The sequence below is a fragment of the Pseudomonas sp. TJI-51 genome (genome assembly GCF_000190455.2).
Taxonomy (GTDB): Bacteria; Pseudomonadota; Gammaproteobacteria; order Pseudomonadales; family Pseudomonadaceae; genus Aquipseudomonas; species Aquipseudomonas juntendi.
Map to the genome: position 1 here is coordinate 21,683 of NZ_AEWE02000021.1, position 23,393 is coordinate 45,075.

Sequence of the window (23,393 nt, forward strand, 5' to 3'; positions counted from 1 at the left end):
GCGATTGGGCTGGCGATGGCAGGGACGAAACGTGCACGGCATGTACCGATGTCCGGCAGTCACACCGTGGTGGCGCACTATAAGGCCGGACACCCGAAACCGGCTAGCATGCCTACGATTATGGCAAAGTGCCAGCCATCTGGACCGATGGCGACTGCCCGCCGGTTCGGCAAGCCCCTGCAACCTGTGCGAGAATGCCGCCCGCTTTACATGACAACGCATCGGAGATGTTCGCTTTTGGTTACTCACTTTTCCTCCAATGGCCTCGATTCCGCCTGTGGGCGTAGCAGTCAGACCCTTGTCAGCACTGCCGTGACCGAGGACGTATCCTGCAAGTCTTGCCAGCGTTCGCTGAGCAAACCTGAAGCGGCCAGTTCGGCCAAGCCCAAGGCCCCGTCGCTGGCTGAACTGCGCAAGACCGCCAAGGCGGCAGCGCCGGCAGTGGCTGCGGCCCACAAGCCTGCAGCCAAGGTGGTCAGCACTGCCCCTGCGGCCGCCAAACCCGCGAATGTTGCCGAGCAGCAGCCTGCCCGCAGCAGTGGCTTCAGCGTGAAGTCTGCCTGGGCCGCGCGCCTGGCCGAGCAGGGTGACCGTTGCCGGTTGCCGCGTGGCAAGGCCCGGCAGCGTCACGTCTGAGCCATCTCGGCAGCTGTGCCGCCCCTTTCGCGGCTAAAGTCGTGAAGGGGCCGCCACAGGCAACACATTTCCCCATAGATCACACCGTTCCCTGCCCACCATCGCCCCGCCTATGAAACGCCGTGCGATGGCGTAGAATGGTCGCCTTTGTTCAATTACACCCAAACACACATCTCCCTGGTCAGCGCGCCAGGGCGATCGTCGATGTCTTTACTTACCTGATTAGAGGGCTTGGTTTTGGCTCAATACGTCTACACCATGCATCGGCTGAGCAAGGTCGTGCCGCCGAAGCGGGAAATTCTCAAGAACATTTCCCTGTCATTCTTCCCAGGCGCCAAGATTGGCGTGCTCGGCCTGAACGGCGCCGGTAAGTCGACCCTGCTGCGGATCATGGCGGGCGTCGACAAGGAATTCGACGGCGAAGCCCGTCCGATGCCCGACATCAACGTGGGCTACCTGCCCCAGGAACCGCAACTGGACCCGAGCAAGACGGTCCGCGAAGTGGTCGAAGAAGCGGTCAGCGTGATCAAGGACGCCCAGGCCCGCCTGGACGAGGTGTACGCTGCCTACGCCGAACCAGATGCCGACTTCGACAAGCTGGCCGCCGAACAGGCCAAGTTGGAAGCCATCCTGCAGGCCGCCGATGGCCACAACCTGGAGCGCCAGCTGGACGTCGCTGCCGACGCCCTGCGGCTGCCGGCCTGGGACGCCCGCATCGAGCACCTGTCCGGTGGTGAGAAGCGCCGTGTGGCCCTTTGCCGCCTGCTGCTGTCGGCCCCAGACATGCTGCTGCTCGACGAACCAACCAACCACCTGGACGCCGACTCGGTGGCCTGGCTGGAGCGCTTCCTGCACGACTTCCCGGGCACGGTGGTGGCGATTACCCACGACCGTTACTTCCTCGACAACGTCGCTGGCTGGATCCTGGAACTGGACCGTGGCGCCGGCATCCCGTACGAAGGCAACTACTCGGGCTGGCTGGAAGCCAAGTCCGAGCGCCTGGCGCAGGAGTCCAAGCAGCAAAGCGCCCATGAAAAGGCCATGAAAGAGGAACTGGAATGGGTGCGCAAAGGCGCCAAGGCCCGCCAGTCCAAGTCCAAGGCCCGCCTGCAGCGCTTCGAAGAAATGCAGTCGCAGGAATTCCAGAAGCGTAGCGAAACCAACGAGATCTACATCCCGGCCGGCCCACGCCTGGGTGACAAGGTCATCGAGTTCAAGAACGTCACCAAGGGCTATGGCGACCGCGTACTGATCGACAACCTATCGTTCGCCATGCCAAAAGGCGCGATCGTCGGCGTGATCGGTGGTAACGGTGCTGGTAAGTCCACCCTGTTCCGCATGCTGATGGGCAAGGAACAGCCGGATTCGGGCAGCATCGAAATCGGCGAAACCGTGCAACTGGCTTGCGTCGACCAAAGCCGCGAAGACCTGGACGGCAGCAAGACCGTGTTCCAGCAGGTGTCCGACGGTTCCGACATGATCAAGATCGGCAACTACGAGATCCCGTCGCGCACTTACGTTGGCCGTTTCAACTTCAAAGGCGGCGACCAGCAGAAGTTCGTCAAGGACCTGTCCGGTGGTGAGCGGGGTCGCCTGCACCTGGCGTTGACGCTGAAGGAGGGCGGTAACGTCCTGCTGCTCGACGAACCGTCCAACGACCTGGACGTGGAAACCCTGCGTTCGCTGGAAGAAGCCCTGCTGGACTTCCCGGGCGCCGCGATCGTGATTTCCCACGACCGTTGGTTCCTGGACCGTGTGGCGACCCACATCCTGGCGTACGAAGACGACTCGAACGTGGTGTTCTTCGAGGGTAACTACACCGAGTACGAAGCCGACCGCAAAAAGCGTCTGGGTGACGCTGCTGCCCAGCCGCACCGGGTACGGCACAAGAAACTGGCCCAATAAGCCAGTGTCTTGATGCACAGGAATGGGGCCCTTGGTGGCCCCATTTTTGTGCCTGACGTTTACGGGCCTAGCTGTTTGAAGGTCAGTATTGCGGCTTTTTTTGTATACACTTATATAAAAAGCACCAAATAAATTCAAAAAAACGACATGTCGCCCTGTTCTGGTGCGATTGCTTCTTGGTACATTCCCGAAAAACCAATAAGTCCAAAATCTTCGGTGAGATGTCTACCATGATCGAATCTGTCGACAGTTTCCTCCTGCGCCTGCAACAGCGAGACCCAGGCCAGCCCGAGTTCCACCAGGCAGTGGAAGAAGTGCTGCGCACGCTATGGCCTTTCCTTGAGGCCAACCCTCATTACCTGCAGTCCGGCATTCTGGAGCGTATGGTCGAGCCGGAGCGTGCGGTGCTGTTTCGCGTGTCGTGGGTCGATGACCAGGGCAAAGTGCAGGTCAACCGCGGCTACCGTATCCAGATGAGCAGCGCCATCGGCCCGTACAAGGGCGGCTTGCGCTTCCACCCCTCGGTCAACCTCAGCGTGCTGAAATTCCTGGCCTTCGAGCAGGTCTTCAAGAACTCCCTGACTTCGCTGCCCATGGGCGGTGGCAAGGGCGGGTCGGACTTCGACCCCAAAGGCAAGAGCGACGCCGAAGTGATGCGCTTCTGCCAGGCGTTCATGAGCGAGCTGTACCGCCACATCGGCGCCGACTGCGACGTGCCGGCCGGTGACATCGGCGTGGGTACCCGCGAAATCGGCTTCATGTTTGGCCAGTACAAGCGGCTTGCCAACCAGTTCACATCGGTACTGACCGGCAAGGGGATGACCTACGGTGGCAGCCTGATTCGCCCCGAAGCCACCGGCTACGGTTGTGTGTATTTCGCCGAGGAAATGCTCAAGCGCCAGGACAAGCGCATCGACGGCCGTCGCGTGGCGGTGTCGGGCTCGGGCAACGTTGCCCAGTATGCCGCGCGCAAGGTCATGGACCTGGGCGGCAAAGTGATCTCCATGTCGGACTCCGAAGGCACGCTGTATGCCGAAGCCGGCCTGACCGATGCCCAGTGGGAAGCACTGATGGCGCTGAAGAACGTCAAGCGGGGCCGTATCAGCGAGCTGGCCGAGCAGTTCGGCCTGGAGTTCCGCAAGGGCCAGACCCCTTGGAGCCTGGCATGCGACATCGCCTTGCCATGCGCCACGCAGAATGAACTGGGCGCCGAAGACGCCCGTACCTTGCTGGCCAACGGCTGTATCTGCGTGGCCGAAGGCGCCAACATGCCGACCACCCTGGAAGCGGTGGATATCTTCCTGGAAGCCGGCATCCTCTATGCCCCGGGCAAAGCATCCAACGCCGGCGGTGTGGCCGTGTCTGGCCTGGAAATGTCGCAGAATGCCATGCGCCTGCTGTGGACTGCCGGCGAAGTGGACAGCAAGCTGCACAACATCATGCAATCGATCCACCATGCTTGCGTGCATTATGGTGAAGAGGCGGATGGCCGGGTCAATTACGTGAAAGGTGCGAACATCGCCGGCTTTGTCAAAGTGGCAGATGCGATGTTGGCTCAGGGCGTGGTTTGATCCGGGATCGCAGGGGGCCGCTTTGCGGCCCGTCGCGATACAAGGCACCTCACCCTTCAGCGATCACGTCAGTCACCTCGATCACCAATTCCCCAACCGGCCGCTGCCACACCACCTCATCTCCCGGCCCCGCCCCCAGCAAAGCCCGCCCCAACGGCGACCCCCAGTTGATCAGGCCGCGCCCGGCATCCGCCTCATCCTCGCCCACCAGCCGTACCTCATGCGCCTGGTCTTGCGCGTCGACAAAGCGTACCCGGCTGCCAATCTGCACCTTGCTGTGCGACGTCGCGGGCGGTACCACCTGGGCGCTCTGCACCCGCGCGCTGAAGTAACGCAGGTCGCGCTCGGTATCGGCCAGCCGCTGCTTGTCCACACGCTCGCCCTGCGCCTGCAGGTCGCTGCGCAAGGCATTCAACTCGGCCACACGTTCCTGCAACTGGCGCAGGCCGCTGGCGGTCACATAGTTGGGTTGCTCACTGACGCGCCGCTCTACCGGTTGATCGGCCTGGGCGGCGGCCTGGTCCTCATTGACGAATGCTCGGCTCATGCAAGGCCTCCTTGTGCAGAAGACCATCATGGCAGGCCGCAGGTTTAAAGAAATGTCCGTTAACGACCTCAGTCGTGGCGATAGGCCTTGGCGGCGCCACGGTCCTTTTCCTGCTGCCACTCGCGGTCGCGCTGGTCCCAGAAGCGCTCGTGGTACTGGCGCTGCTCTTCAGTGTTCTGCATGGCCTGGCACTGGCGAAAGCCATCGTCCCAGCCGGTTTCGTACTGGCGCTCGTGCAGGTAGCGGGGTACGTCCTTGCGAAAGTCGCCGGCCATGGTGCCGGCGGCCTGGTGGCCACTGCTGCAACCGTCCTGAAAGCCATCGGCATAGGCAGGGGGATAGCCGTTGGCGAGCATTTGCTCGTGGGTGGTTTCACAACCTGACAGCAACAACGCAATGCACACGCCGAACCAGTACCGCGACATAACCACCTGACCCTCCCGTCGATAGGGGCAAGTCTAGGTGGCGATTTGTCGGGTTGGTGTCAAAACAGTGTCAAAGAGTTGGTCGGGCCACACTGTTGCCTGTGCAGGCAACCCGCAATCTTCAGTAGTGGTACCACTTCAGCTCCAGCATCACCTCATTCTGCGCAGTGGCCAGGTGGCTGAACTCACGCGAAGCACTCAACCTCACCCCCAGGTTCTGGCTGATTTCCCATTGCTGGTTCAGGCTCAGGCTGCGACGTACTTCGCCATTGGTGAAGTAATCACCTTTGGCCTCCAGGGTCATGTTGCCCAGCCCGTTGCGCCACAGCAGCCCGCCATTGAACCCCGCGGCCGGGGCAATGAATTCGGCGAAGTCGTTGTGGTGTTCGACCCGCACCGTGCCCAGGGCAAAACCGAGCAAGCCATCGGCCAGTTGCCAGGTGCCGCCGGCGCCACCATTCACATGGCTTACCAGCACCTCGTCATCATGCTTGCCGGGTACCCGCTCCAGGCCGCCAGCCACTTGCCATGACCAAGGCTTGAGCAAGGCGTTGCGTGGGGTCAGCGAGCGGATGGTGGCCAAGTCCAGGCGTTGTACCTGCCAGTCGTTGCCTTCGTACTGGCGCACCTTCAATTGCAGGATTTCGATCTGGGCGCCCAGCGGGAAGCCATAGGCGTTGTCGTTCAGGTCGTGGTAGGCCATGCGCAGGCCATACTCGGCGTAGGCACGGTCTTCGCGGGTGCCCACCCCCAGTTGCCAGGTACGTGAATCATGGCCGTCTTCGGGCAGGCCGGGGCGCTCTACCCGCAGCGGCGGGGGCGGGTTGCCGTTGATCGCCCGCAGCAGTTCGAAGCTGCGCTTAGCTTGGCCCGGGTCACGTTCCTGACCGTTGGCACGGTAGCGCTCGAGGCGATAGGCGGCGTCCTGCACCAGCGCCTGGCGCTCGCGGGGCAGCGCCTTGAACGCAGGGCTCTGCAGTTGCGCGGTGTCGGCGCTGACCGCCAGCACCTGTTGCTTTTCGTTGTGGTCCAGCGGCTCGGCGCGGGCCAGCAGCTCACGTTCGCGCGAAGGGCGGTAAGTTTCGCTGGCGACCAGGCCGGACTGTTTCACGGCCTTGACCGTGTCGGTGGGGATCGCGGTCAGCGGAAACTGCGATGTCAGGTCCAGGCTTGGGCGGGCCACCTGTAGCAGTTCCAGCAGGCGGTACGAGCAGTTTTCGTCGAAGAAGAAGTAATCGAACTGGATCTGCTTCAGTTCCCACACATGCTCGACCATGCGCCCGGTTTCCTGTGGGGTCAGGTCCAGCTGGTATTCCCACAGGTCGCGGTTTTCCAGGCTGCGGTATTCGGAGAGCTTCTCTTGGTAGGGCATCAGCGCGAACAGCCCCGGGTAGCCGCCCATCAGGCCTTTCCAGGCATACAGGATGCTGTTGTCGCTGCCTTCGATGTAGGCGCCGAAGTTGATCGCGTAGCTCAGCAGCGTGGTGTCGTCGCTGCGGGTAGTGGACTGGTCGATGCGCAGCAGGGTGTGGCCGAACATCGACGAGGGGCTGTTCAGGTAGGCCGCCGGGAAAATCAGCGCGGCGCTGTGCGGGTCGACCGATTTGTACCAGGTGTTGAACGCCTGGCAGTCCGGTTGTGGCAAGCCTTGCAAATTCAGCTGCTCACGCAGCCAGCGGGTGCGTGCGGGGAATACGCACTGGGCATGTTTGTCGCCGAGGCTGGCCGGTGCGTACAGGGCTTGCACCGTGGCTTGCAGCTCCTGGTCGGGGTGGTGCGCACCGTCTTTGGCCAGGAAGAACGCGTCATCGTCCACATAGCTGCGCCAGCCGCCGAGCTTGGCGGTTTCGTAATGGCCCAAGGCAATCCAGTAGGGGGTATTGGCCAGTTGCTGGAGGCGGCCTTGATCCAGCACAGGGGCGGCGTGAACAGGGGCGCAGACACACAGCGCGAGGGCAGCGAAGCGTTTGAGCATATCGGGCAACTACTTCTGAACGATGCCGAAAAAGGCGAAACCCGCCCCCGAAGGGGCGGGAGCTGCAGCTTAGGCCTCGGTAGCGTATTTGGCCAGGCGTGGGTCGCCCTTCAGTACAGCGAGGGTGTTGCTGTGGACAGTTTCAGCGGTGACGTCGGCGCTGCTGAAGATCTGGTTGAAGTGCTGGTGGGTGACCGAGTTGAAGTAGCCACGGTCTTCCGGGGCCACGCCGAGTACCACGGCATAGGTGGTCAGTGCTTCACCTTGGCCCATGGCCATGTCTTCGGAAAGCTCGTTCATCATGCCGTTCATGGCGAACCAGGACTTGCCGCCGTAGGTCAGCGAAGCCTTGGTCGAGCAGCCGTTGGTGCCGGAGGTCATACCGAAGGTGGCGTTACCAGAGGTGCCGTTGGTGGTGGAAGCCAGGAAGTGAGCCGGCGTGCCGCGCTGGCCCTCGAACAGCATGTTGCCCCAGCCGCAGTTCGGGCCGCCTGGCGCTTCTGCCATGGCGTTGAGCGAGACCACGGTGAACAGAGTACCCAGAAGAATCCGTTTCATAGCTTTTTTCTCTTTGTCATAACCAAGGGTCAGTGTTTTCTGGCAACTCGGTTGCCAGGTCGGGAAAGCATTTCACCCACCCGCGCAGCTTGGAGTTTAGGCACGATCTAAAGGTTGCGTTGTTGATTGCGAAAAATTTGCTGTTCGAATACCTGCTCTGGCGGTGAGGTGCGGCGATATAAAGTCCCCTGGAGCCTTGCAAGGCGCGCGCGGGCAGCGCCAGAATGCTGCGTATCTGCCCCGCCGAAGTAAGGAAACCCAATGCCCGATCCTGTCGCTGCGCGCCTGCGTCTTGCGCCTGAAGCCCTGACCCGGCGTTTCTCACCCGAGCAGTTTGCCTTTACCAATACCGACGATCTGGAGCCGTTTCGCGGAGTCCTGGGCCAGGAGCGTGCTGTCGAGGCCCTGCAGTTCGGCGTGGCCATGCCACGCCCTGGTTACAACGTGTACGTGATGGGCGAGCCCGGCACCGGGCGTTTCTCGTTCGTCAAACGCTACCTCAAGGCCGAAGGCAAACGCCAGCAGACCCCGGCCGACTGGGTATACGTCAACCACTTCGACGACACCCGCGAGCCGCGGGCACTGGAGCTGCCGTCCGGCACCGCCACCGAGTTCATCGCCGACATGGGCGGGCTGATCGACAACCTGCTGGCCACCTTCCCGGCGGTGTTCGAGCACCCGTCGTACCAGCAGAAGAAGGGCGCCATCGACCGCGCCTTCAACCAGCGCTATGACCGCGCCCTGGATGTGATCGAGCGGGCGTCGCTGGAGAAGGACGTGGCCTTGTACCGCGACTCCAGCAACGTCGCCTTTACCCCCATGGCCGATGGCAAGGCGCTGGACGAAGCGGAATTCGCCCAGTTGCCGGAAGAGGTGCGCGAGCAGTTCCACGAAGACATCGCCCAGCTCGAAGAGCAGCTGAACGAGGAGTTGGCCAGCCTGCCGCAATGGAAGCGCGAGTCGAACAACCAGTTGCGCCAGCTGAACGAAGAAACCATCACCCTGGCCTTGCAACCGCTGCTGGCGCCGCTTTCGGAAAAGTACGCCGAGAACGCCGCGGTCTGCGCCTACCTGCAATCGGTGCAATTGAACCTGCTGCGCACCGTGGTCGAGCAACTGGTTGATGACAGCAAGACCGACGCCGTTGCCCGCAAGCTGCTGGAAGAGCAATACGCGCCAAGCCTGGTCGTGGGCCACTACGCCAACGGTGGCGCACCGGTGGTGTTCGAGCCGCATCCGACCTACGACAACCTGTTTGGCCGCATCGAATACAGCACCGACCAGGGCGCGCTGTATACCTCGTATCGCCAGTTGCGCCCGGGGGCGCTGCACCGGGCCAATGGCGGCTTCCTGATCCTCGAAGCCGAGAAGATGCTGGGCGAACCTTTCGTGTGGGACGCGCTCAAGCGTGCGCTGCAATCGCGCAAGCTGAAAATGGAATCGCCGATCGGTGAGCTGGGCCGGGTGGCTACTGTCAGCCTGCAGCCGCAGATGATCCCGCTCAATGTCAAGCTGGTGATCATCGGCTCGCGGCAGCTGTATTACGCACTGCAGGACCACGACTCGGACTTCCAGGAGATGTTCCGCGTGCTGGTCGACTTCGACGAAGACATGCCCATGGTCGACGAGAACCTGGAGCAATTCGCCCAGCTGTTGCGCACCCGCACCAACGAAGAAGGCATGGCGCCGCTGACCAGCGATGCGGTGGCGCGCCTGGCCACGTTCAGCGCACGCCTGGCGGAGAACCAGTCGCGCTTGTCGGCCCGTATCGGCGACCTGTTCCAGCTGGTCAGCGAAGCCGACTTCATCCGCCAGCTGGCCGGTGACGAAATGACTGACGCCGGCCATATCGAGCGGGCGCTCAAGGCCAAGGCCACTCGTACCGGCCGGGTATCGCAGCGGGTACTGGACGACATGCTTGCCGGCATCATCCTGATCGACACTGAGGGTGCGGCGATTGGCAAGTGCAACGGGCTGACGGTGCTGGAAGTCGGCGATTCGGCGTTCGGCATGCCGGCACGTATTTCGGCCACGGTATACCCGGGCGGCAGCGGTATCGTCGACATCGAGCGAGAGGTCAACCTGGGCCAGCCGATCCACTCCAAGGGGGTGATGATCCTCACCGGTTATCTGGGCAGCCGCTACGCCCAGGAATTCCCGTTGGCGATTTCCGCGAGTATCGCCCTGGAGCAGTCCTACGGCTATGTCGACGGTGACAGCGCCTCGCTGGGCGAGGCGTGCACGCTGATCTCGGCCTTGTCGCGTACACCGCTCAAGCAGTGCTTCGCCATTACTGGCTCGATCAACCAGTTTGGTGAAGTGCAGGCCGTGGGTGGGGTGAACGAGAAAATCGAGGGCTTCTTCCGGCTGTGCGAAGCCCGTGGCCTGACGGGCGAGCAGGGGGTCATCATCCCGCGTGCCAACGTGGCTACCCTGATGCTGGACGAGCGTGTGTTGCAGGCTGTGGAAAACGGCATGTTCCACGTCTACGCCGTCAGCCAGGCCGACGAGGCGCTCAGCCTGCTGGTGGGCGAAGAGGCCGGCGTGCTGGATGACAAGGGCCAGTTCACCGAGGGCAGTGTCAACGCCCGGGTGGTGGAGCGCCTACGTGAAATTGCCGAGATGATCAGCGAGGAAGAGATCGAAAAGGCGGAAAAGGAGCGCCTTGAGGAAGTCATCGCTCAGGCCAAGCCCGCCTAAGTCAATAAACCGGCGCTGGCGGCCATGTGCTACCGTTCAGCGCCGGTTTTCCAACTTTCTGTTTTGCTCTTCTATGCTGGAACTTAAGGAAGGAACAGCGTTCAGGATGGAAACAGCCTGAGGGTTTCAGGCTGAACAAGGCTCATTGGAGGGGACGCGGCCATGCGCAACCTCAGCCTCACACGCCAGTGCCTGGGCCTGGTGACCCGCATCGAATGCAGCATCCGCCCATTGGCCGGCGACACCGGCATGTGGACCTTGCTGTTCGCCGCCGGCATGGCCGGTGAACAACCCTCTGCAATCAAGGCCCAGGGGCCGTTCCATGGGCCAATGGTGGCCGAGTCGGTGCTGCATGCCATCGTCGACAGTCTGACCCTGCACGGGTACCAGGTGGCAGAAGACCCGCAGATCTGGTGCTTGCACCTGCAGGCGCAGCTGCGCCGGATCAACGGCGAGCGCTGCCGGAACCTGGGGGACTACCAGTTCCATCCGGAGACCTGAGCGAGCGCTAGGGCCGCTTTGCGGGCCCATCGCGACGCAAGGCCGCCCTACAGGGGGTCGTGGTCGCCTGGATCGGGCTTTTGCTGCAACAGGTGGCTGGCTATACTCGCCGTCGCTTTTTTAGTCACCTGATGAGTCCCGAACTTCATGGAACGTATCCTCGAAAACGCGATGTATGCCTCGCGCTGGCTGCTCGCCCCGATCTACTTCGGCCTGTCACTCGGCCTGCTGGCCCTGGCGCTGAAATTTTTCCAGGAAGTGGTCCACGTCCTGCCCAACGTCTTCGCCCTCAGTGAAGCCGACCTGATCCTGGTGATCCTGTCGCTGATCGACATGTCGCTGGTGGGCGGCCTGCTGGTGATGGTGATGATTTCCGGCTACGAGAACTTCGTCTCGCAACTGGACATCGACGAAAGCAAGGAAAAGCTCAACTGGCTGGGCAAAATGGACTCTTCGTCGCTGAAGATGAAGGTGGCCGCATCGATCGTGGCCATTTCGTCCATTCACCTGCTGCGAGTGTTCATGGACGCACAGAACATCTCCACCGACTACCTGATGTGGTACGTGATCATTCACATGACCTTCGTGGTTTCGGCGTTCTGCATGGGCTACCTGGACAAGCTGACCAAGCACTGAGTTGTACAGGGCTGTTCGCGCGCGCAGCCTTCGGCCTGGTAGCTGCTCGCGGCGGCCCAGTGTGCTAGGCTGCTCGCCCTTTTCATCAAGGGCGCGGCTGCACTGCGCCCTGCAGTGGAGCACGACAATGTCCGAACTCAACCTGTCCACCGACGAAACCCGCGTCAGCTACGGCATTGGCCGTCAGCTGGGCGGCCAGCTGCGCGACAACCCACCACCAGGCGTCAGCCTGGAAGCGATCCTGGCCGGCCTGACCGACGCTTTCAACGGCGCCGACAGCCGCGTCAGCGAAGCCGATCTGTCGGCCAGCTTCAAGGTCATCCGCGAAGTGATGCAAGCCGAAGCGGCGGCCAAGGCCGAAGCCGCTGCTGCCGCGGGCAAGGAATTCCTGGTCGAGAACGCCAAGCGTGACGGCATCACTACCCTGGCTTCCGGTCTGCAGTTCGAAGTGCTGACTGCCGGCGACGGCGCCAAGCCAAGCCGTGAAGACAACGTGCGCACGCACTACCACGGCACCCTGATCGACGGCACTGTGTTCGACAGCTCCTACGAGCGTGGCCAGCCGGCTGAATTCCCGGTCGGCGGCGTGATCGCTGGCTGGACCGAAGCCCTGCAGCTGATGAACGCAGGCAGCAAATGGCGCCTGTACGTGCCGAGCGAGCTGGCTTACGGCGCCCAAGGCGTGGGCAGCATCCCGCCGCACAGCGTGCTGGTGTTCGACGTCGAGCTGCTCGACGTTCTGTAAGATCGCCGGGGCCGCTTTGCGGCCCATTCGCGGGCTCGCCCGCTCCCACAGGTGTCGCGTTAGCAGTACTTGTGGGAGCTGGCTTGCCAGCGATGAGGCCGGCGCTGCCAACCTCAATTCCAATCCGTTCCCCCGGGGCGCAACGCCCGCGCATAGCAGAACAGAAACAGATTCCGCACCAGCTCCTTCAATACCCCCGGTTCACTCGAATTCAACCCGCTCATGTCCAGGTCGCCCTGGTCACGCAGTTCGTCGAGGGCTTCTGCTTCGAGTACCGCGCACACTTCGCCGGTTTCCCGATGAAGAATGCGCAGGTAGGGGTGAGGGCGGTCCAGCCAGGCGTCGATCAGATAAGTCATGGCTACTCTCCTTGGAAATCGATTCCAATGAGAATAATTCTTATTATCAGAATAGCAAGCGCCAATTGCCGGAATTCATGTAATCAGACTTTGCGAACGAACTCGGACTTCAGCTTCATGGCGCCGATGCCGTCGATCTTGCAGTCGATGTCGTGGTCGCCATCGCACAGGCGGATGTTCTTGACCTTGGTGCCGACCTTGACCACCAGGGATGAACCCTTGACCTTCAGGTCCTTGATCACGGTGACGGTGTCGCCATCCTGCAGGATGTTGCCGACCGAATCCTTTTTCACCACCTCGTCGCTGGCAGCCTCGGCATCGCCGCTGGCCGACCACTCGTGGGCGCATTCAGGGCAGATCAGCTGAGTGCCATCCTCATAGGTGTATTCGGAATTGCATTTCGGGCAGGGTGGCAGAGTGCTCACTTCGGTTCCTCAAACAAACAGACGGGCGGTAGAAAGCCCGCATTGTAAAAGGTATTTTTCCAGAAGGGATTATGTCCGGACAAAAGCAACCGCGGGCTTGCCCGCTCCCACAGTGTCGGTATCAACCTGTGGAAGCGGGCAAGCCCGCGAAGAAGCGGCTCGGTCTGTCAGTGCGTGCGCGCGACTGCAAACTCGCTCAGCTCAACCAGCGCATCGCGGTACTCGCTGGCCGGCAGCACCTCAAGGCATGCAATGGCGCGCTTCACGTAATCACGAGCCAGCTCTGCGGTGTACTGCAGCGCACCCGATTCCTCGACTGCCACGCGAATCTGCTCGAGGTCTTCCAGGCCGCCCTTCTGAATGGCCTGGCGCACCAGCGCAGCCTGTTCGGCAGTGCCTTCGCGCATGGTATAGATCAGCGGCAGGGTAGGCTTGCCTTCGGCCAGGTCGTCGCCAACGTTCTTGCCCAGCGTCTGCGAGTCGCCCTTGTAGTCCAGCAGGTCGTCGACCAGCTGGAAGGCCACGCCCAGGTGGTCGCCAAAGGTTCGCAGGGCTTCGCGCTGCGCGTCCGTGGCTTCGGCCAGCGCCGCGGCGCTGTGGGTGGAAGCTTCGAACAGCATGGCCGTCTTGCCCCGGATGACCTCCATGTAGACTTCCTCGGTAGTGCTGGCGTCGCGTACCCGCGACAGCTGCAGCACCTCACCCTCGGCGATCACCCGGGTGGCCTTGGACAGGATCTGCATGACCGGCATCGAGCCCAGCTCGACCATCATTTCGAACGAGCGCGAATAAAGGAAGTCACCCACCAGCACGCTCGGCGCGTTACCCCACAGGGCATTGGCGGTGGAACGGCCGCGGCGCATGCCGGACATGTCGACCACATCGTCGTGCAGCAGGGTGGCGGTGTGCAGGAACTCGATGGTGGCAGCCAGCAGGCGCAGGTCGTCGCCTTCACGGCCCAGGGCCTTGCCACACAGCAGGACCAGCAGGGGGCGCAGGCGCTTGCCGCCGGCGGACGTGATATAGTCGCCGATCTTCGATACCAGCGGCACGCGCGAGGTCAGCTGCTTCTTGATGATCTCGTCGACGGCGCTGAAATCATCAGCTACCGGGCGGTAGAAGGTTTGGGGTTGCATCGGCTGCTCCAGTGAGGTTGCGCGGCATGCTAGGTCGCAGGTCCCGGTGTGTCAAGGCGCGGTGCCAGCTGGCCGGGGGCGGCACTTGCAAGCAAAACCGTGGTTGCGTACAATCGCGCACCCTAACTTCCTGGGCAGCACCTGCCTTACGCAATTGCGCCGGGCCGTTCCAGCCCTGTGCAGCCATGCCAGCCAATACTCATCATATAAAGCGCTGGGTGAGCAGGATTATCGGAGAAATACCATGTCTTACGCAGTAATCGTTACCGGCGGCAAGCAGTACAAAGTCGCTGAAGGTGAATTCCTCAAGATCGAAAAACTGGAAGTCGCCACTGGCGAATCCGTGACTTTCGATCGCGTCCTGCTGGTCGCCAACGGTGAAGAAGTCACCATCGGTGCTCCAGTTGTTGCTGGCGCTAAAGTAGTGGCCGAAGTCGTTTCGCAAGGCCGCCACGACAAGGTTCGCATCATCAAGTTCCGTCGTCGTAAGCACCACATGAAGCGTATGGGCCACCGCCAGTGGTTCACCGAGATCAAAATCACCGGCATCCAGGCTTAATCCCCTAGATCCCCTGAATTTATTTGGAGAATTGAACCATGGCTCACAAGAAGGCTGGTGGTAGTACTCGTAACGGTCGCGACTCAGAATCGAAACGCCTTGGCGTGAAGATGTATGGCGGCCAGGTTATCAAGCCAGGCAACATCATCATCCGTCAGCGCGGCACCGAATTCCACGCTGGCTACGGCGTTGGCATGGGCAAGGATCACACCTTGTTCGCCAAGATCGAAGGCGTGATCAAGTTCGAGAAGAAAGGCGAGTTCATGCGCCGTTACGTGAGCATCGTCGCCGCTTAATCGCGACGTCGCTCCAGAAGCCCCGTCATGCGACGGGGCTTTTTCGTTTGTGGTGAGCCTCTTGCAAAGCTGTTTGTCTGGGTTGCCGGCGTTGGTTTCTACGGTCGTACGGGGCCGCCGCGCTCATTTTTGCAAGAGCCTCATGTTTTTGAGTCATTCAGCTCGTCTGCCGACGAGAGGCGGTTTTAATGAAGTTTGTTGACGAAGTATCTATTCGGGTCAAGGCCGGTGACGGCGGCAACGGTTGCATGAGCTTCCGTCGCGAGAAGTTCATCGAGAACGGTGGCCCCAATGGTGGGGATGGCGGTGACGGCGGCTCGGTGTACATGGTTGCCGACGAAAACCTGAACACCCTGGTCGACTACCGCTACACCCGTCACCACGAAGCCCAGCGCGGCGCCAACGGCGGCAGCACCGACTGCACCGGCAAGAAGGGTGAAGACCTGTTCCTGCGTGTGCCGGTCGGTACTACCGTGATCGATGCTTCCACCCAGGAAGTGATCGGTGACCTGGTCACCCCGGGGCAGAAACTGATGGTCGCCCAAGGCGGCTGGCACGGCCTGGGCAACACGCGCTTCAAGTCCAGTACCAACCGGGCACCGCGCCAGACCACCCCAGGCAAGCCGGGTGAGCAGCGTGACCTGAAGATGGAAATGAAGGTGTTGGCCGACGTGGGCCTGCTGGGCCTGCCAAACGCCGGCAAAAGCACCTTCATTCGCTCGGTTTCGGCCGCCAAGCCGAAAGTGGCCGATTACCCGTTCACCACCCTGGTGCCGAACCTGGGTGTGGTCAGCGTCGACCGCTGGAAGAGCTTCGTCATCGCCGACATCCCCGGCCTGATCGAAGGTGCTTCCGATGGCGCCGGCCTGGGTATCCGCTTCCTCAAGCACCTGGCCCGCACCCGCGTGCTGCTGCACCTGGTGGACATCGCGCCGCTGGACGAGAGCAGCCCTGCCGACGCAGCCGAAGTGATCGTCAACGAGCTGACCCGCTTCAGCCCGTCGCTGGCCGAGCGTGAGCGCTGGCTGGTGCTGAACAAGGCCGACATGGTCATGGAAGACGAGCGCGACGCGCGCGTGCAGGAAGTGGTCGAGCGCCTGCAGTGGGACGGTCCGGTCTACGTGATTTCGGCCATCTCCAAGCAGGGCACCGAAAAGCTCAGCCACGACCTGATGCGCTACCTCGAAGACCGCGCCGACCGCCTGGCCAACGACCCGGCCTACGCCGAAGAGCTGGCCGACCTCGACCAGCGCATCGAAGACGAAGCCCGTGCCCAGCTGCAGGCCCTGGACGACGCCCGCACCCTGCGTCGCACCGGCGTCAAGAGCGTGCACGACATCGGCGACGATGACGGTTGGGACGATGATTTCGAGGACGACGAAGACGGCCCGGAAATCATTTACGTGCGCGACTGACCGGTTGCAGTACACTAAACGCCGCTCTCTGGAGCGGCGTTTTTGTATCCACGGTATCTACAGATTCGACATAGGTTGGAAGAAGATGCGAAGCAAGGTGACGGGCGCCAAGCGCTGGGTCGTGAAGATTGGCAGTGCTCTGCTGACCGCCGATGGCAAGGGCCTCGACCGCGGGGCCATGGCCGTTTGGGTCGAGCAGATGGTCGCGCTGCGTGAGGCGGGCGTGGAGTTGGTACTGGTGTCCTCCGGGGCCGTTGCTGCCGGCATGAGCCAGCTGGGCTGGACCTCGCGACCGAGCGCGATGAACGAGCTGCAGGCCGCTGCGTCGATCGGCCAGATGCGCCTGGTGCAGGCCTGGGAGTCGAGCTTCGGCGAGCACGGCAAGCACACCGCGCAGATCCTGCTGACCCATGACGACCTGTCCGACCGCAAGCGTTACCTGAACGCCCGCAGCACCCTGCGTACCCTGGTCGACCTGGGTGTGGTGCCCGTCATCAACGAAAACGACACCGTGGTCACCGATGAAATCCGTTTCGGCGACAACGATACCCTGGCGGCGCTGGTGGCCAACCTGGTCGAGGCCGACCTGTTGGTGATCCTTACCGACCGTGATGGCATGTTCGACGCCGACCCGCGCAACAACCCCGAGGCCCAGCTGATCTACGAAGCCCGTGCCGACGACCCGGCGCTGGATGCCGTGGCCGGCGGCACCGGTGGCGCGCTGGGCCGTGGCGGCATGCAGACCAAGCTGCGCGCCGCGCGCCTGGCGGCCCGCTCGGGTGCCCACACCATCATCATCGGTGGCCGCATCGAGCGCGTGCTCGACCGCCTGAAGGCTGGCGAGCGTCTGGGGACCTTGCTGTCACCCGAGCGCGGCATGCTCGCGGCGCGCAAGCAGTGGCTGGCTGGGCACTTGCAAACCCGTGGCACCCTGGTGCTGGATGCCGGTGCCGTGCAGGCGCTGCGCCAGGCCAACAAGAGCTTGCTGCCGGTGGGGGTGAAAACCGTGCAAGGCAGTTTCCGCCGTGGCGAGATGGTGGTGTGCGTCGGCCCGGACGGTGCAGAGGTCGCCCGTGGCCTGGCCAACTACAGCGCCCTGGAGGCGCAGAAGATCATTGGCCAGCCTTCGGATGCCATCGAGAGCACCTTGGGCTACATTGCGGAGCCAGAACTGGTGCACCGCGACAACCTGGTTCTGGTCTGAGGGTTTGGCTGTGTTGAAAAGGATGATTGCCGTTGCCGCGTTGGCTTTGCCCATGCTGGCCGGGGCTGAGGAAATCGGCCAGGTGTCCACCGTGTTCAAGTTCCTTGGGCCGAACGACCGCATCGTGGTGGAAGCCTTCGACGACCCCAAGGTCGAAGGTGTGACTTGCTACCTGTCGCGGGCCAAGACGGGCGGGGTGAAAGGCGGGCTGGGCCTTGCCGACGATCGGGCGGAGGCCTCCATCGCCTGCCGCCAGGTCGGGCCGATCAGCTTCAAGGGTGAGCTCAAGGATGGCGAGGAGGTGTTCAAGGAGCGCACCTCGCTGGTGTTCAAGACCATGCAGGTGGTGCGCTTCCTCGACAAGAAGCGCAATACCCTGGTGTACCTGGTGTACAGCGACCGCATCGTCGAGGGCAGCCCACAGAATGCGGTGACGGCGATTCCGATCTTGCCTTGGGCGCAGTGATCGCCTGGTAGATGGCCGGGAGGCCTTTGGCCTCCATCGCGACGCAAGGCCGCTCCCACAAAGGTCCTGCATATGCCGGTCAATGTGGGAGCGGCCTTGTGTCGCGAAAGGGCCGCAAAGCGGCCCCAGGTTCCTCAGGCCAACTCTTCGGCCTGGTCCTCACGCACAACCGCTTTCACCTCATCCAAGCGGCTGATGAACTTCCAGTCCGCCTCGTCGATGTAGATGCCATTCGGCCCGCTGCCACCTTCCAGGTCGATCGCCACACGTGCCGATACCTGGGGCTTTACGCTCGCCAGAATCGGCACGAAGCCCAGCTGCAGGCTGGTTTCCAGCAGTGCCGCCTGGTTGCGCTCGTCGATGTCGGCCGCTTCGTCCAGGTAGTACGGCAGGCGAATACGGCCGGCCAGGTCGCGGTCCATCAGGTGCAGCAACAGGTACATGTTGGTCAGCGCCTTGATGGTCATGGTGGTGCCGTTGGACGCCGCACCATCGATGTCGGCATGGATGACCGGCTGGCCGTTGACCTTGGTGATCTCGAACGCCAGCTCGAACAGGTCCTTCAAACCCAGTTGGTTGTGGTTGGCCGCCACCAGGCGCGCCAGGTACTCCTTGGCCTCTTCGTTCTTGTTGTCCTGCTCGGCGCTCTGGGTCAGGTCGAATACCGACAGGGTTTCGCCTTCCTCGTACTGGCCGGCACTGTGGATGATCTGGTCGATATGCTTGAGCGCTTCCTTGTTCGGCGCCAGCACCACGCGGAAGCTTTCCAGGTTGGATACCTGGCGCTTGTTGATCTCGCGGTTGAACAGCGCCAGCTGGTGCTCGAGGCTGTCGTAGTCGCTGCGGATGTTGCGCAGGGTGCGGGCGATGTCGGTCACCGCCGCGCGGCGCGCCTTTGCCAGGGTCAGGGCTTCGTCGGTGCGGTGCGCATAGGCGTTCACCAGCAATTGCACGCGGCGCTCCATGTCGTCTTCACTGTCGAACTTGGCCACGCCTTTCAGGCGCACCTGGGCATACAGTGCCTCGATCTGGTTATCTACGCGCTGCAGGCTCTGCCAGCTGTCCTGGTAGTCGTTGAGCAGCGGCAGCAGGTTGTCCATCGAATCGTCGATGGCTTCCATGAAAGGCGTACCGTAGGGCAGGTCGGCCGGCAGCAGTTGGCGGCGGCGCAGGGCGTCTTCCAGGGTGCGCTGCTTGGACTCCAGGTCGCCGAGCTGGCGGCCGACCAGCTGCAGCTTGGCCGACAGTTGCTGGACGCGTTCGGTGAACGCGTCGCTGGAGCGCTTGAGCTCGTCCTGGGCGGCTTCCAGTTGCGACAGTTGCTCGAGTTTTTCCGGCTCTTCGGCAGCGAGGGTCTGGCTGCGGCGGTAGTCTTCCAGGGCCTTCTGGGCGTCCAGCACTTCCTGATACAGGGTTTCGGTCTGGGCCTTGGAGGCCGAGCGGTCGGCGGCTACGGCCTGCTGGGTCTTGAGCTGTTTCAGCTCTTTCTCCAGGCGCTCTTTCTGGTCGCGCAGGGCGGCGCGGTCGGCCAGGGCCTGCAGGGCCGGCGGGTCGATGTTGGTCAGGTCGATGGCCAGGCCCGGCGCCTCGAAGCGCTCGCCCTTGAAGCCGTCGAGCACCGCTTCCAGCGACTTTACCCACAGGTCGCTGTCGTCCAGCTCGATGCCGCGCTCGCCCAATGGCAGGCTGAACAGCGCACCGTTGAACAGGCGCATCAGGCGGTCGACGTCCTGCTGCGAGAACTCTTCGCGCAGGCGCGCATAGCTGTTGTTGTCGGCATGGTCGAGCTGCTGCTTGACCTGCTTCAGGCGCTTTTCCAGGTCGCGCACACGCTCGTCGAGGTCTTCGGCGCTGAACTGCCGCGACTGGGCCAGGGCACCGGCCAGTTCGTCGTGCGCGTCCTTGGCTGCCAGCAGTTGCTGCTCCAGCACCTTCACGTCATCGACCAGCGCAAAGCGGTGTTTGAGGACCGACAGCTCACCCAGCCAGCGCTGGATACCGGTGATTTCGCGCTCCAGGCGCATCAGCTCCTGGGTGCCGCCGCGCTGGTCGTTCTGCAGGCGGTCCTGCTCGCCACGGTAGTGCTCGGCCTGGATCACCAGCTCTTCCTTGCGCGCCATGGCGTATTCCTGCCAGGTGCCCAGCAAGGTGTCGAGCACCGGGGAAATGCGGTGCAGCTTGCCGCGCAGGATGTCACGCTGGGCCACGCCGCCCGCCAGCGCCTCGACCAGCGGGCCGGCCGCGACCAGGGCGTTGTAGTCCTGTTCCATGCGGCGTACGTCGCGGAAGGCCTCTTCGCAGGCGGCGATGTAGTCAACGCTGCCCGAGCGCAGGCTGTGCTCGAAGGCATCGAGGAACAGTTGCTTGAGCTTGGCCGCAGTGATCTCGCGCATGTGCAGCAGGTTGATGAACAGTGCGCGGAAGGTTTTCAGGCTTTGCTCGCTGGTGGAGCGCAGCGGGATCATGGTCAGGTCCAGCGGCACCGACGTGTGGCCGCCGACAAGCAGCCGGCGCAGCTCGTCGGGCTTGACCTCGTAAGCCTTTATGCCCAGGCGCTCGAGGTTGGTGAAGAGCTCTTTCTGGCGCAGGCAGGTGTCGTTCTTCTGGTAGTGGGCCAGGTCCAGTTCGCCCTTGTAGGCGAAGAACTGGTGACCGAAACCACCGCCCGGCCCGCGGCCGACCACGCCAATCACGTGGGGGCCATGGGGCAGGCTCAGTTCGCAGAGAATGTACGAGGTGTCGCTGGCAAAGTAGAAGCGGCGCGACTGCTCGAGGCTGTACTTGCCGAAGCTCATGTCTGACATGCGTGCCAGGATCGGGAACTGCAGCGCGTTGATCGACGCCGATTTGCCCAGGTTGTTGGCGCCGTAGACCGACAGCGGGTGCTCCAGCGGGAACAGGCCAAGGCTGTAGCCTGCAGTGTTGAGCAGTGCAAAGCGGCGGATGCCGTAGCGTTCCTGGCTCATGCGTCAATCTCCTGTTGCTCTTCGCGGATGGCCCGGGCCAGGGCGTCCTCTTCGCTTTCCTCGCCCTCGAACGGCGTGAGGTCCAGCGGGTCGTCGGTGCGGTTGAGTTCTTCGGGGCTTTCTTCCTCGACCAATACCGGGGTCGGCAGCGGCAGGTCGCTGTGCAGCGTGGCGGCCAGGTCGCGGTCCTGCTGCACCGACAGGCACACGTCGAGGAAACGGTGCATGGGCGGCAGGAAGCGGTAGATGCCGCCTTCTTCGTGGGCGAAGCCCAGCTGGGTCATGCGCCGCAGGATCTTCTCTTCAAGCTCGTCGACGGTCTGCACCTCGGCCTGCAGGAACAGGTCGCGGTACTTGTCCAGCAACGAGGGCAGCTCGTCGCGGCCGATACTGCCGCCGTCCAGCACTGCCATGGGGTCGCGGCCCTGGTCCGCCAGGTGCTCGACCAGGATGAAGGTGAACAGCGACAGGCGTTGCGCGGTCTTGTTGACCTGCGCGGCGGTCATGTCCGGCACGAAGTAGTAGAAACCACGGGTGTCGCACACCAGCTCGAAGCCCAGGGCCTTGAACAGGGTGCGGTATTGGTCCTGGAAGTTCGACAGCTGAGCGTACAGCTCCGGGTCGCGACGGCTGATGTGGAAGCCTTTGAACAGCTCGCGGAAGATCGGCGCGAGCTGGGACAGTTCGGAAAGATCAAGATGCATGGGCTGGGCTCGCGTTGGGGTCGGTAGGCGCGCTGTTGGCGTCTTCGCGGCTGGAGGTCAGGGCGAACGAGCGCAGGCTGACCAGGTGTTCCTGGGTGGTGTACTCGCGCCGGTCCAGGCGTTCGCGCTTGAAGCGCTTTTCCCGCGACAGGCGCGAGAACCAGTACAGCAACTCGTCGGTGGCGCCTTCGGGCTCCTGCTCCAGCAGCCAGACCATCAGGTCGGGCAGGGGCAGCGCCTGTTCGCAACGTTCGGCCATTTCCTTGACCGTGCGTGGGGCGCGGGGCAGGGCACCGGACTGCGTCTTGTGGGCCTTGGGGAAGCGCGCCGGCTTGGGCTCGAAGCGGGCCAGGGCGTACACGTAGGCTTCGACCTGGCTGGCACTTCCGAGGAAGGTGCTTTGCGGGCGGGTGAACATCGGCATGGCCGCTTGCGGCACGGCATCCAGGCCCTTGCGCCGGATCACCGACAGGGCCAGTGCGGCGCCACGGGTCACGGCGTTGTGCCGACGGGCTTCTTCGCGCAGCGGCAACAGCAGTTCGCGGGCGTGGCGCAGGGTGAGCTGAGCGTTGGTCTGCATCTCCAGGATGCGCGCATGGGTGCGCAGCAGCATGTCGTCATCGACCAGGTGGCCCAGGCGCGCCTGTTCGCCCAGCAGCTTGAGCAGCACGGTCTCGACCTTGCGCACGCCTTGCTCGAAGGCGCCGTCGGCGTTGACCAGCTGGATCATCGGCTCGACGTACTCGTCCCAGGTGGCCAGGACCTCGGCATAGCGCTGGCGCAGCGGGATCTGGCGGTTGCTGGTCTTGGCCCGTTCGGCCACGGCCACCAGCGCCTGCTCGTCGTTGTCGAGCTTTTTGAGCACATCGCGCACGCGCATGTCGAGCAGGCGCAGCTGGCGCGCCAGGTCGTCGCTGTCGCGGTTGTCGAAGGCGTCCTGGATGTGCCCCGCAAGGCGTTCCAGGTGGCGCAGGTAGGCTTCGATCTCCAGGCACAGGCCCAGCCGGTGCTCGCGGCGCAGGTAGGCGAGAAAGTCGTGTATCTGCGCATTGAGCTCGAAACGGTTCGGGCTTTTGGCCACCGGGACCAGGATGTCCAGGCGGATCCACACGTCGAGCAGCTGGGTGATGTCCTGCGGGGTGCTTTCTACTTGCTGGCGGGCCACATGCTGGCGCAGCTCGACCAGGCTCAGGGTGCCCTGGTCGAAACGCTCGCACAGCGGCTCGATCAGGGCCCAGTGTTCGGCTAGGGCGCGCAGGACGCGCTTGGGTTCGATCATTGGCTTCGACTCGTTGCCAAGAAAAAGGGGCGATTGTACTGCATCCGGGGGGCAGGGTTTCACCCCTTGGTCTGTAATGGGGGGATAACCTCATGTCACATGGGTGTATGGCGTGTTTTTTGTGGTGGCAGTGAGATCGAGCGCCGCCCGCGCGGCGCATCGCGACGCAAGGCCGCTCCTACNNCGCGACGCAAGGCCGCTCCTACATCTGTTTCGGGCCAATTACTCCTGAGTCCTTGGCGCGCGCACCCTGGGTGTATGACTGGAAACTGTAGAAAAGCAGCAGCGCCCCCTTCGATATCGAAGGGGGCAAGCAAGGCGGGCAGCGATGACTTCACAGGAGCGACTGGCCCGAAACAGATGTGGGAGCGGCCTTGCGTCGCGA

22 protein-coding genes are annotated in these 23,393 nt (G+C 62.9%); 12 read left to right on the plus strand and 10 right to left on the minus strand.

Features of this window, described 5'->3' with window-relative positions:
- Window positions 1-237 precede the first annotated feature (237 nt).
- The 3 genes from G1E_RS05680 (at window position 238) to gdhA (ending at window position 4,112) form a co-directional block, all read left to right on the plus strand.
- The gene (locus G1E_RS05680) at window positions 238-636 is read left to right on the plus strand and encodes a hypothetical protein (protein WP_029884888.1); all 399 of its coding nucleotides are present in this window, start codon (window positions 238-240) and stop codon (window positions 634-636) included.
- 237 nt (window positions 637-873) lie between these two features.
- Entirely contained in the window at window positions 874-2,541 is a 1,668-nt protein-coding gene (gene ettA, locus G1E_RS05685; RefSeq protein ID WP_009686092.1) for an energy-dependent translational throttle protein EttA, read from the plus strand.
- A gap of 230 nt (window positions 2,542-2,771) precedes the next feature.
- Window positions 2,772-4,112, plus strand: a complete 1,341-nt coding sequence (gene gdhA / locus G1E_RS05690) for an NADP-specific glutamate dehydrogenase (protein ID WP_009686093.1) — start codon at window positions 2,772-2,774, stop codon at window positions 4,110-4,112.
- 49 nt (window positions 4,113-4,161) lie between these two features.
- Here the strand turns inward: gdhA and G1E_RS05695 are convergent, their stop codons facing one another.
- The 4 genes from G1E_RS05695 to G1E_RS05710 all read right to left on the minus strand — a co-directional run bounded on the left by G1E_RS05695 (window position 4,162) and on the right by G1E_RS05710 (window position 7,617).
- The gene (locus G1E_RS05695) at window positions 4,162-4,659 is read right to left on the minus strand and encodes a GreA/GreB family elongation factor (protein ID WP_009686094.1); all 498 of its coding nucleotides are present in this window, start codon (window positions 4,657-4,659) and stop codon (window positions 4,162-4,164) included.
- A 68-nt stretch (window positions 4,660-4,727) separates the two neighbouring features.
- Complete coding sequence (locus G1E_RS05700) at window positions 4,728-5,084, minus strand: hypothetical protein (RefSeq protein WP_009686095.1); 357 nt, start codon at window positions 5,082-5,084, stop codon at window positions 4,728-4,730.
- 121 nt (window positions 5,085-5,205) lie between these two features.
- Window positions 5,206-7,059 (minus strand): DUF4105 domain-containing protein, encoded by a 1,854-nt coding sequence (locus G1E_RS05705; RefSeq protein WP_009686096.1) that lies wholly within the window; start codon window positions 7,057-7,059, stop codon window positions 5,206-5,208.
- A gap of 69 nt (window positions 7,060-7,128) precedes the next feature.
- A complete protein-coding gene (locus G1E_RS05710) occupies window positions 7,129-7,617 on the minus strand; it encodes a DUF3015 domain-containing protein (protein ID WP_009686097.1) in 489 nt (162 codons plus the stop codon).
- A gap of 261 nt (window positions 7,618-7,878) precedes the next feature.
- On the opposite strand from G1E_RS05710, the gene G1E_RS05715 reads away from it, so the two are divergent.
- From G1E_RS05715 to G1E_RS05730, 4 genes are all read left to right on the plus strand, one after another.
- Window positions 7,879-10,317: a Lon protease family protein gene (locus tag G1E_RS05715; protein WP_009686098.1), complete on the plus strand. Its 2,439-nt coding sequence runs from the start codon at window positions 7,879-7,881 to the stop codon at window positions 10,315-10,317.
- A 162-nt stretch (window positions 10,318-10,479) separates the two neighbouring features.
- Window positions 10,480-10,818 carry a hypothetical protein gene (locus G1E_RS05720; RefSeq protein WP_009686099.1) on the plus strand — a complete coding sequence of 113 codons (339 nt, stop codon included), beginning with the start codon at window positions 10,480-10,482 and terminating at the stop codon, window positions 10,816-10,818.
- A gap of 147 nt (window positions 10,819-10,965) precedes the next feature.
- Window positions 10,966-11,454: a TIGR00645 family protein gene (locus G1E_RS05725; RefSeq protein ID WP_003247486.1), complete on the plus strand. Its 489-nt coding sequence runs from the start codon at window positions 10,966-10,968 to the stop codon at window positions 11,452-11,454.
- Between the two features lie 127 nt (window positions 11,455-11,581).
- The gene (locus G1E_RS05730; RefSeq protein WP_009686101.1) at window positions 11,582-12,199 is read left to right on the plus strand and encodes an FKBP-type peptidyl-prolyl cis-trans isomerase; all 618 of its coding nucleotides are present in this window, start codon (window positions 11,582-11,584) and stop codon (window positions 12,197-12,199) included.
- A gap of 113 nt (window positions 12,200-12,312) precedes the next feature.
- Here G1E_RS05730 and G1E_RS05735 read toward each other — a convergent pair whose 3' ends face one another.
- The 3 genes from G1E_RS05735 to G1E_RS05745 form a co-directional block, all read right to left on the minus strand.
- On the minus strand, window positions 12,313-12,558 hold the full coding sequence (locus G1E_RS05735) for a hypothetical protein (RefSeq protein WP_009686102.1): 246 nt from the start codon (window positions 12,556-12,558) through the stop codon (window positions 12,313-12,315).
- An 83-nt stretch (window positions 12,559-12,641) separates the two neighbouring features.
- A complete protein-coding gene (locus G1E_RS05740) occupies window positions 12,642-12,983 on the minus strand; it encodes a zinc ribbon domain-containing protein YjdM (RefSeq protein ID WP_009686103.1) in 342 nt (113 codons plus the stop codon).
- A 167-nt stretch (window positions 12,984-13,150) separates the two neighbouring features.
- Entirely contained in the window at window positions 13,151-14,119 is a 969-nt protein-coding gene (locus G1E_RS05745; RefSeq protein ID WP_009686104.1) for a polyprenyl synthetase family protein, read from the minus strand.
- A 244-nt stretch (window positions 14,120-14,363) separates the two neighbouring features.
- Here G1E_RS05745 and rplU point away from each other — a divergent pair, with 244 nt between their 5' ends.
- The 5 genes from rplU (at window position 14,364) to G1E_RS05770 (ending at window position 18,059) form a co-directional block, all read left to right on the plus strand.
- The gene (gene rplU / locus G1E_RS05750; RefSeq protein ID WP_003247466.1) at window positions 14,364-14,678 is read left to right on the plus strand and encodes a 50S ribosomal protein L21; all 315 of its coding nucleotides are present in this window, start codon (window positions 14,364-14,366) and stop codon (window positions 14,676-14,678) included.
- Between the two features lie 38 nt (window positions 14,679-14,716).
- Window positions 14,717-14,974: a 50S ribosomal protein L27 gene (gene rpmA / locus G1E_RS05755; protein ID WP_009686105.1), complete on the plus strand. Its 258-nt coding sequence runs from the start codon at window positions 14,717-14,719 to the stop codon at window positions 14,972-14,974.
- 188 nt (window positions 14,975-15,162) lie between these two features.
- On the plus strand, window positions 15,163-16,389 hold the full coding sequence (cgtA, locus tag G1E_RS05760) for an Obg family GTPase CgtA (protein WP_009686106.1): 1,227 nt from the start codon (window positions 15,163-15,165) through the stop codon (window positions 16,387-16,389).
- 85 nt (window positions 16,390-16,474) lie between these two features.
- On the plus strand, window positions 16,475-17,593 hold the full coding sequence (gene proB, locus G1E_RS05765) for a glutamate 5-kinase (RefSeq protein WP_009686107.1): 1,119 nt from the start codon (window positions 16,475-16,477) through the stop codon (window positions 17,591-17,593).
- 22 nt (window positions 17,594-17,615) lie between these two features.
- Entirely contained in the window at window positions 17,616-18,059 is a 444-nt protein-coding gene (locus G1E_RS05770; protein WP_177329605.1) for a CreA family protein, read from the plus strand.
- Between the two features lie 134 nt (window positions 18,060-18,193).
- Here the strand turns inward: G1E_RS05770 and mksF are convergent, their stop codons facing one another.
- From mksF to mksB, 3 genes are read right to left on the minus strand one after another with little or no spacing between them, the layout of a single operon-like run.
- Window positions 18,194-21,025, minus strand: a complete 2,832-nt coding sequence (mksF, locus tag G1E_RS05775; RefSeq protein ID WP_009686109.1) for an Mks condensin complex protein MksF — start codon at window positions 21,023-21,025, stop codon at window positions 18,194-18,196.
- Window positions 21,022-21,729: an Mks condensin complex protein MksE gene (mksE, locus tag G1E_RS05780; protein WP_009686110.1), complete on the minus strand. Its 708-nt coding sequence runs from the start codon at window positions 21,727-21,729 to the stop codon at window positions 21,022-21,024. Before mksE ends, mksF begins: the two co-directional genes overlap by 4 nt.
- A complete protein-coding gene (mksB, locus tag G1E_RS05785) occupies window positions 21,719-23,008 on the minus strand; it encodes an Mks condensin complex protein MksB (protein ID WP_009686111.1) in 1,290 nt (429 codons plus the stop codon). Before mksB ends, mksE begins: the two co-directional genes overlap by 11 nt.
- Window positions 23,009-23,393 lie beyond the last annotated feature (385 nt).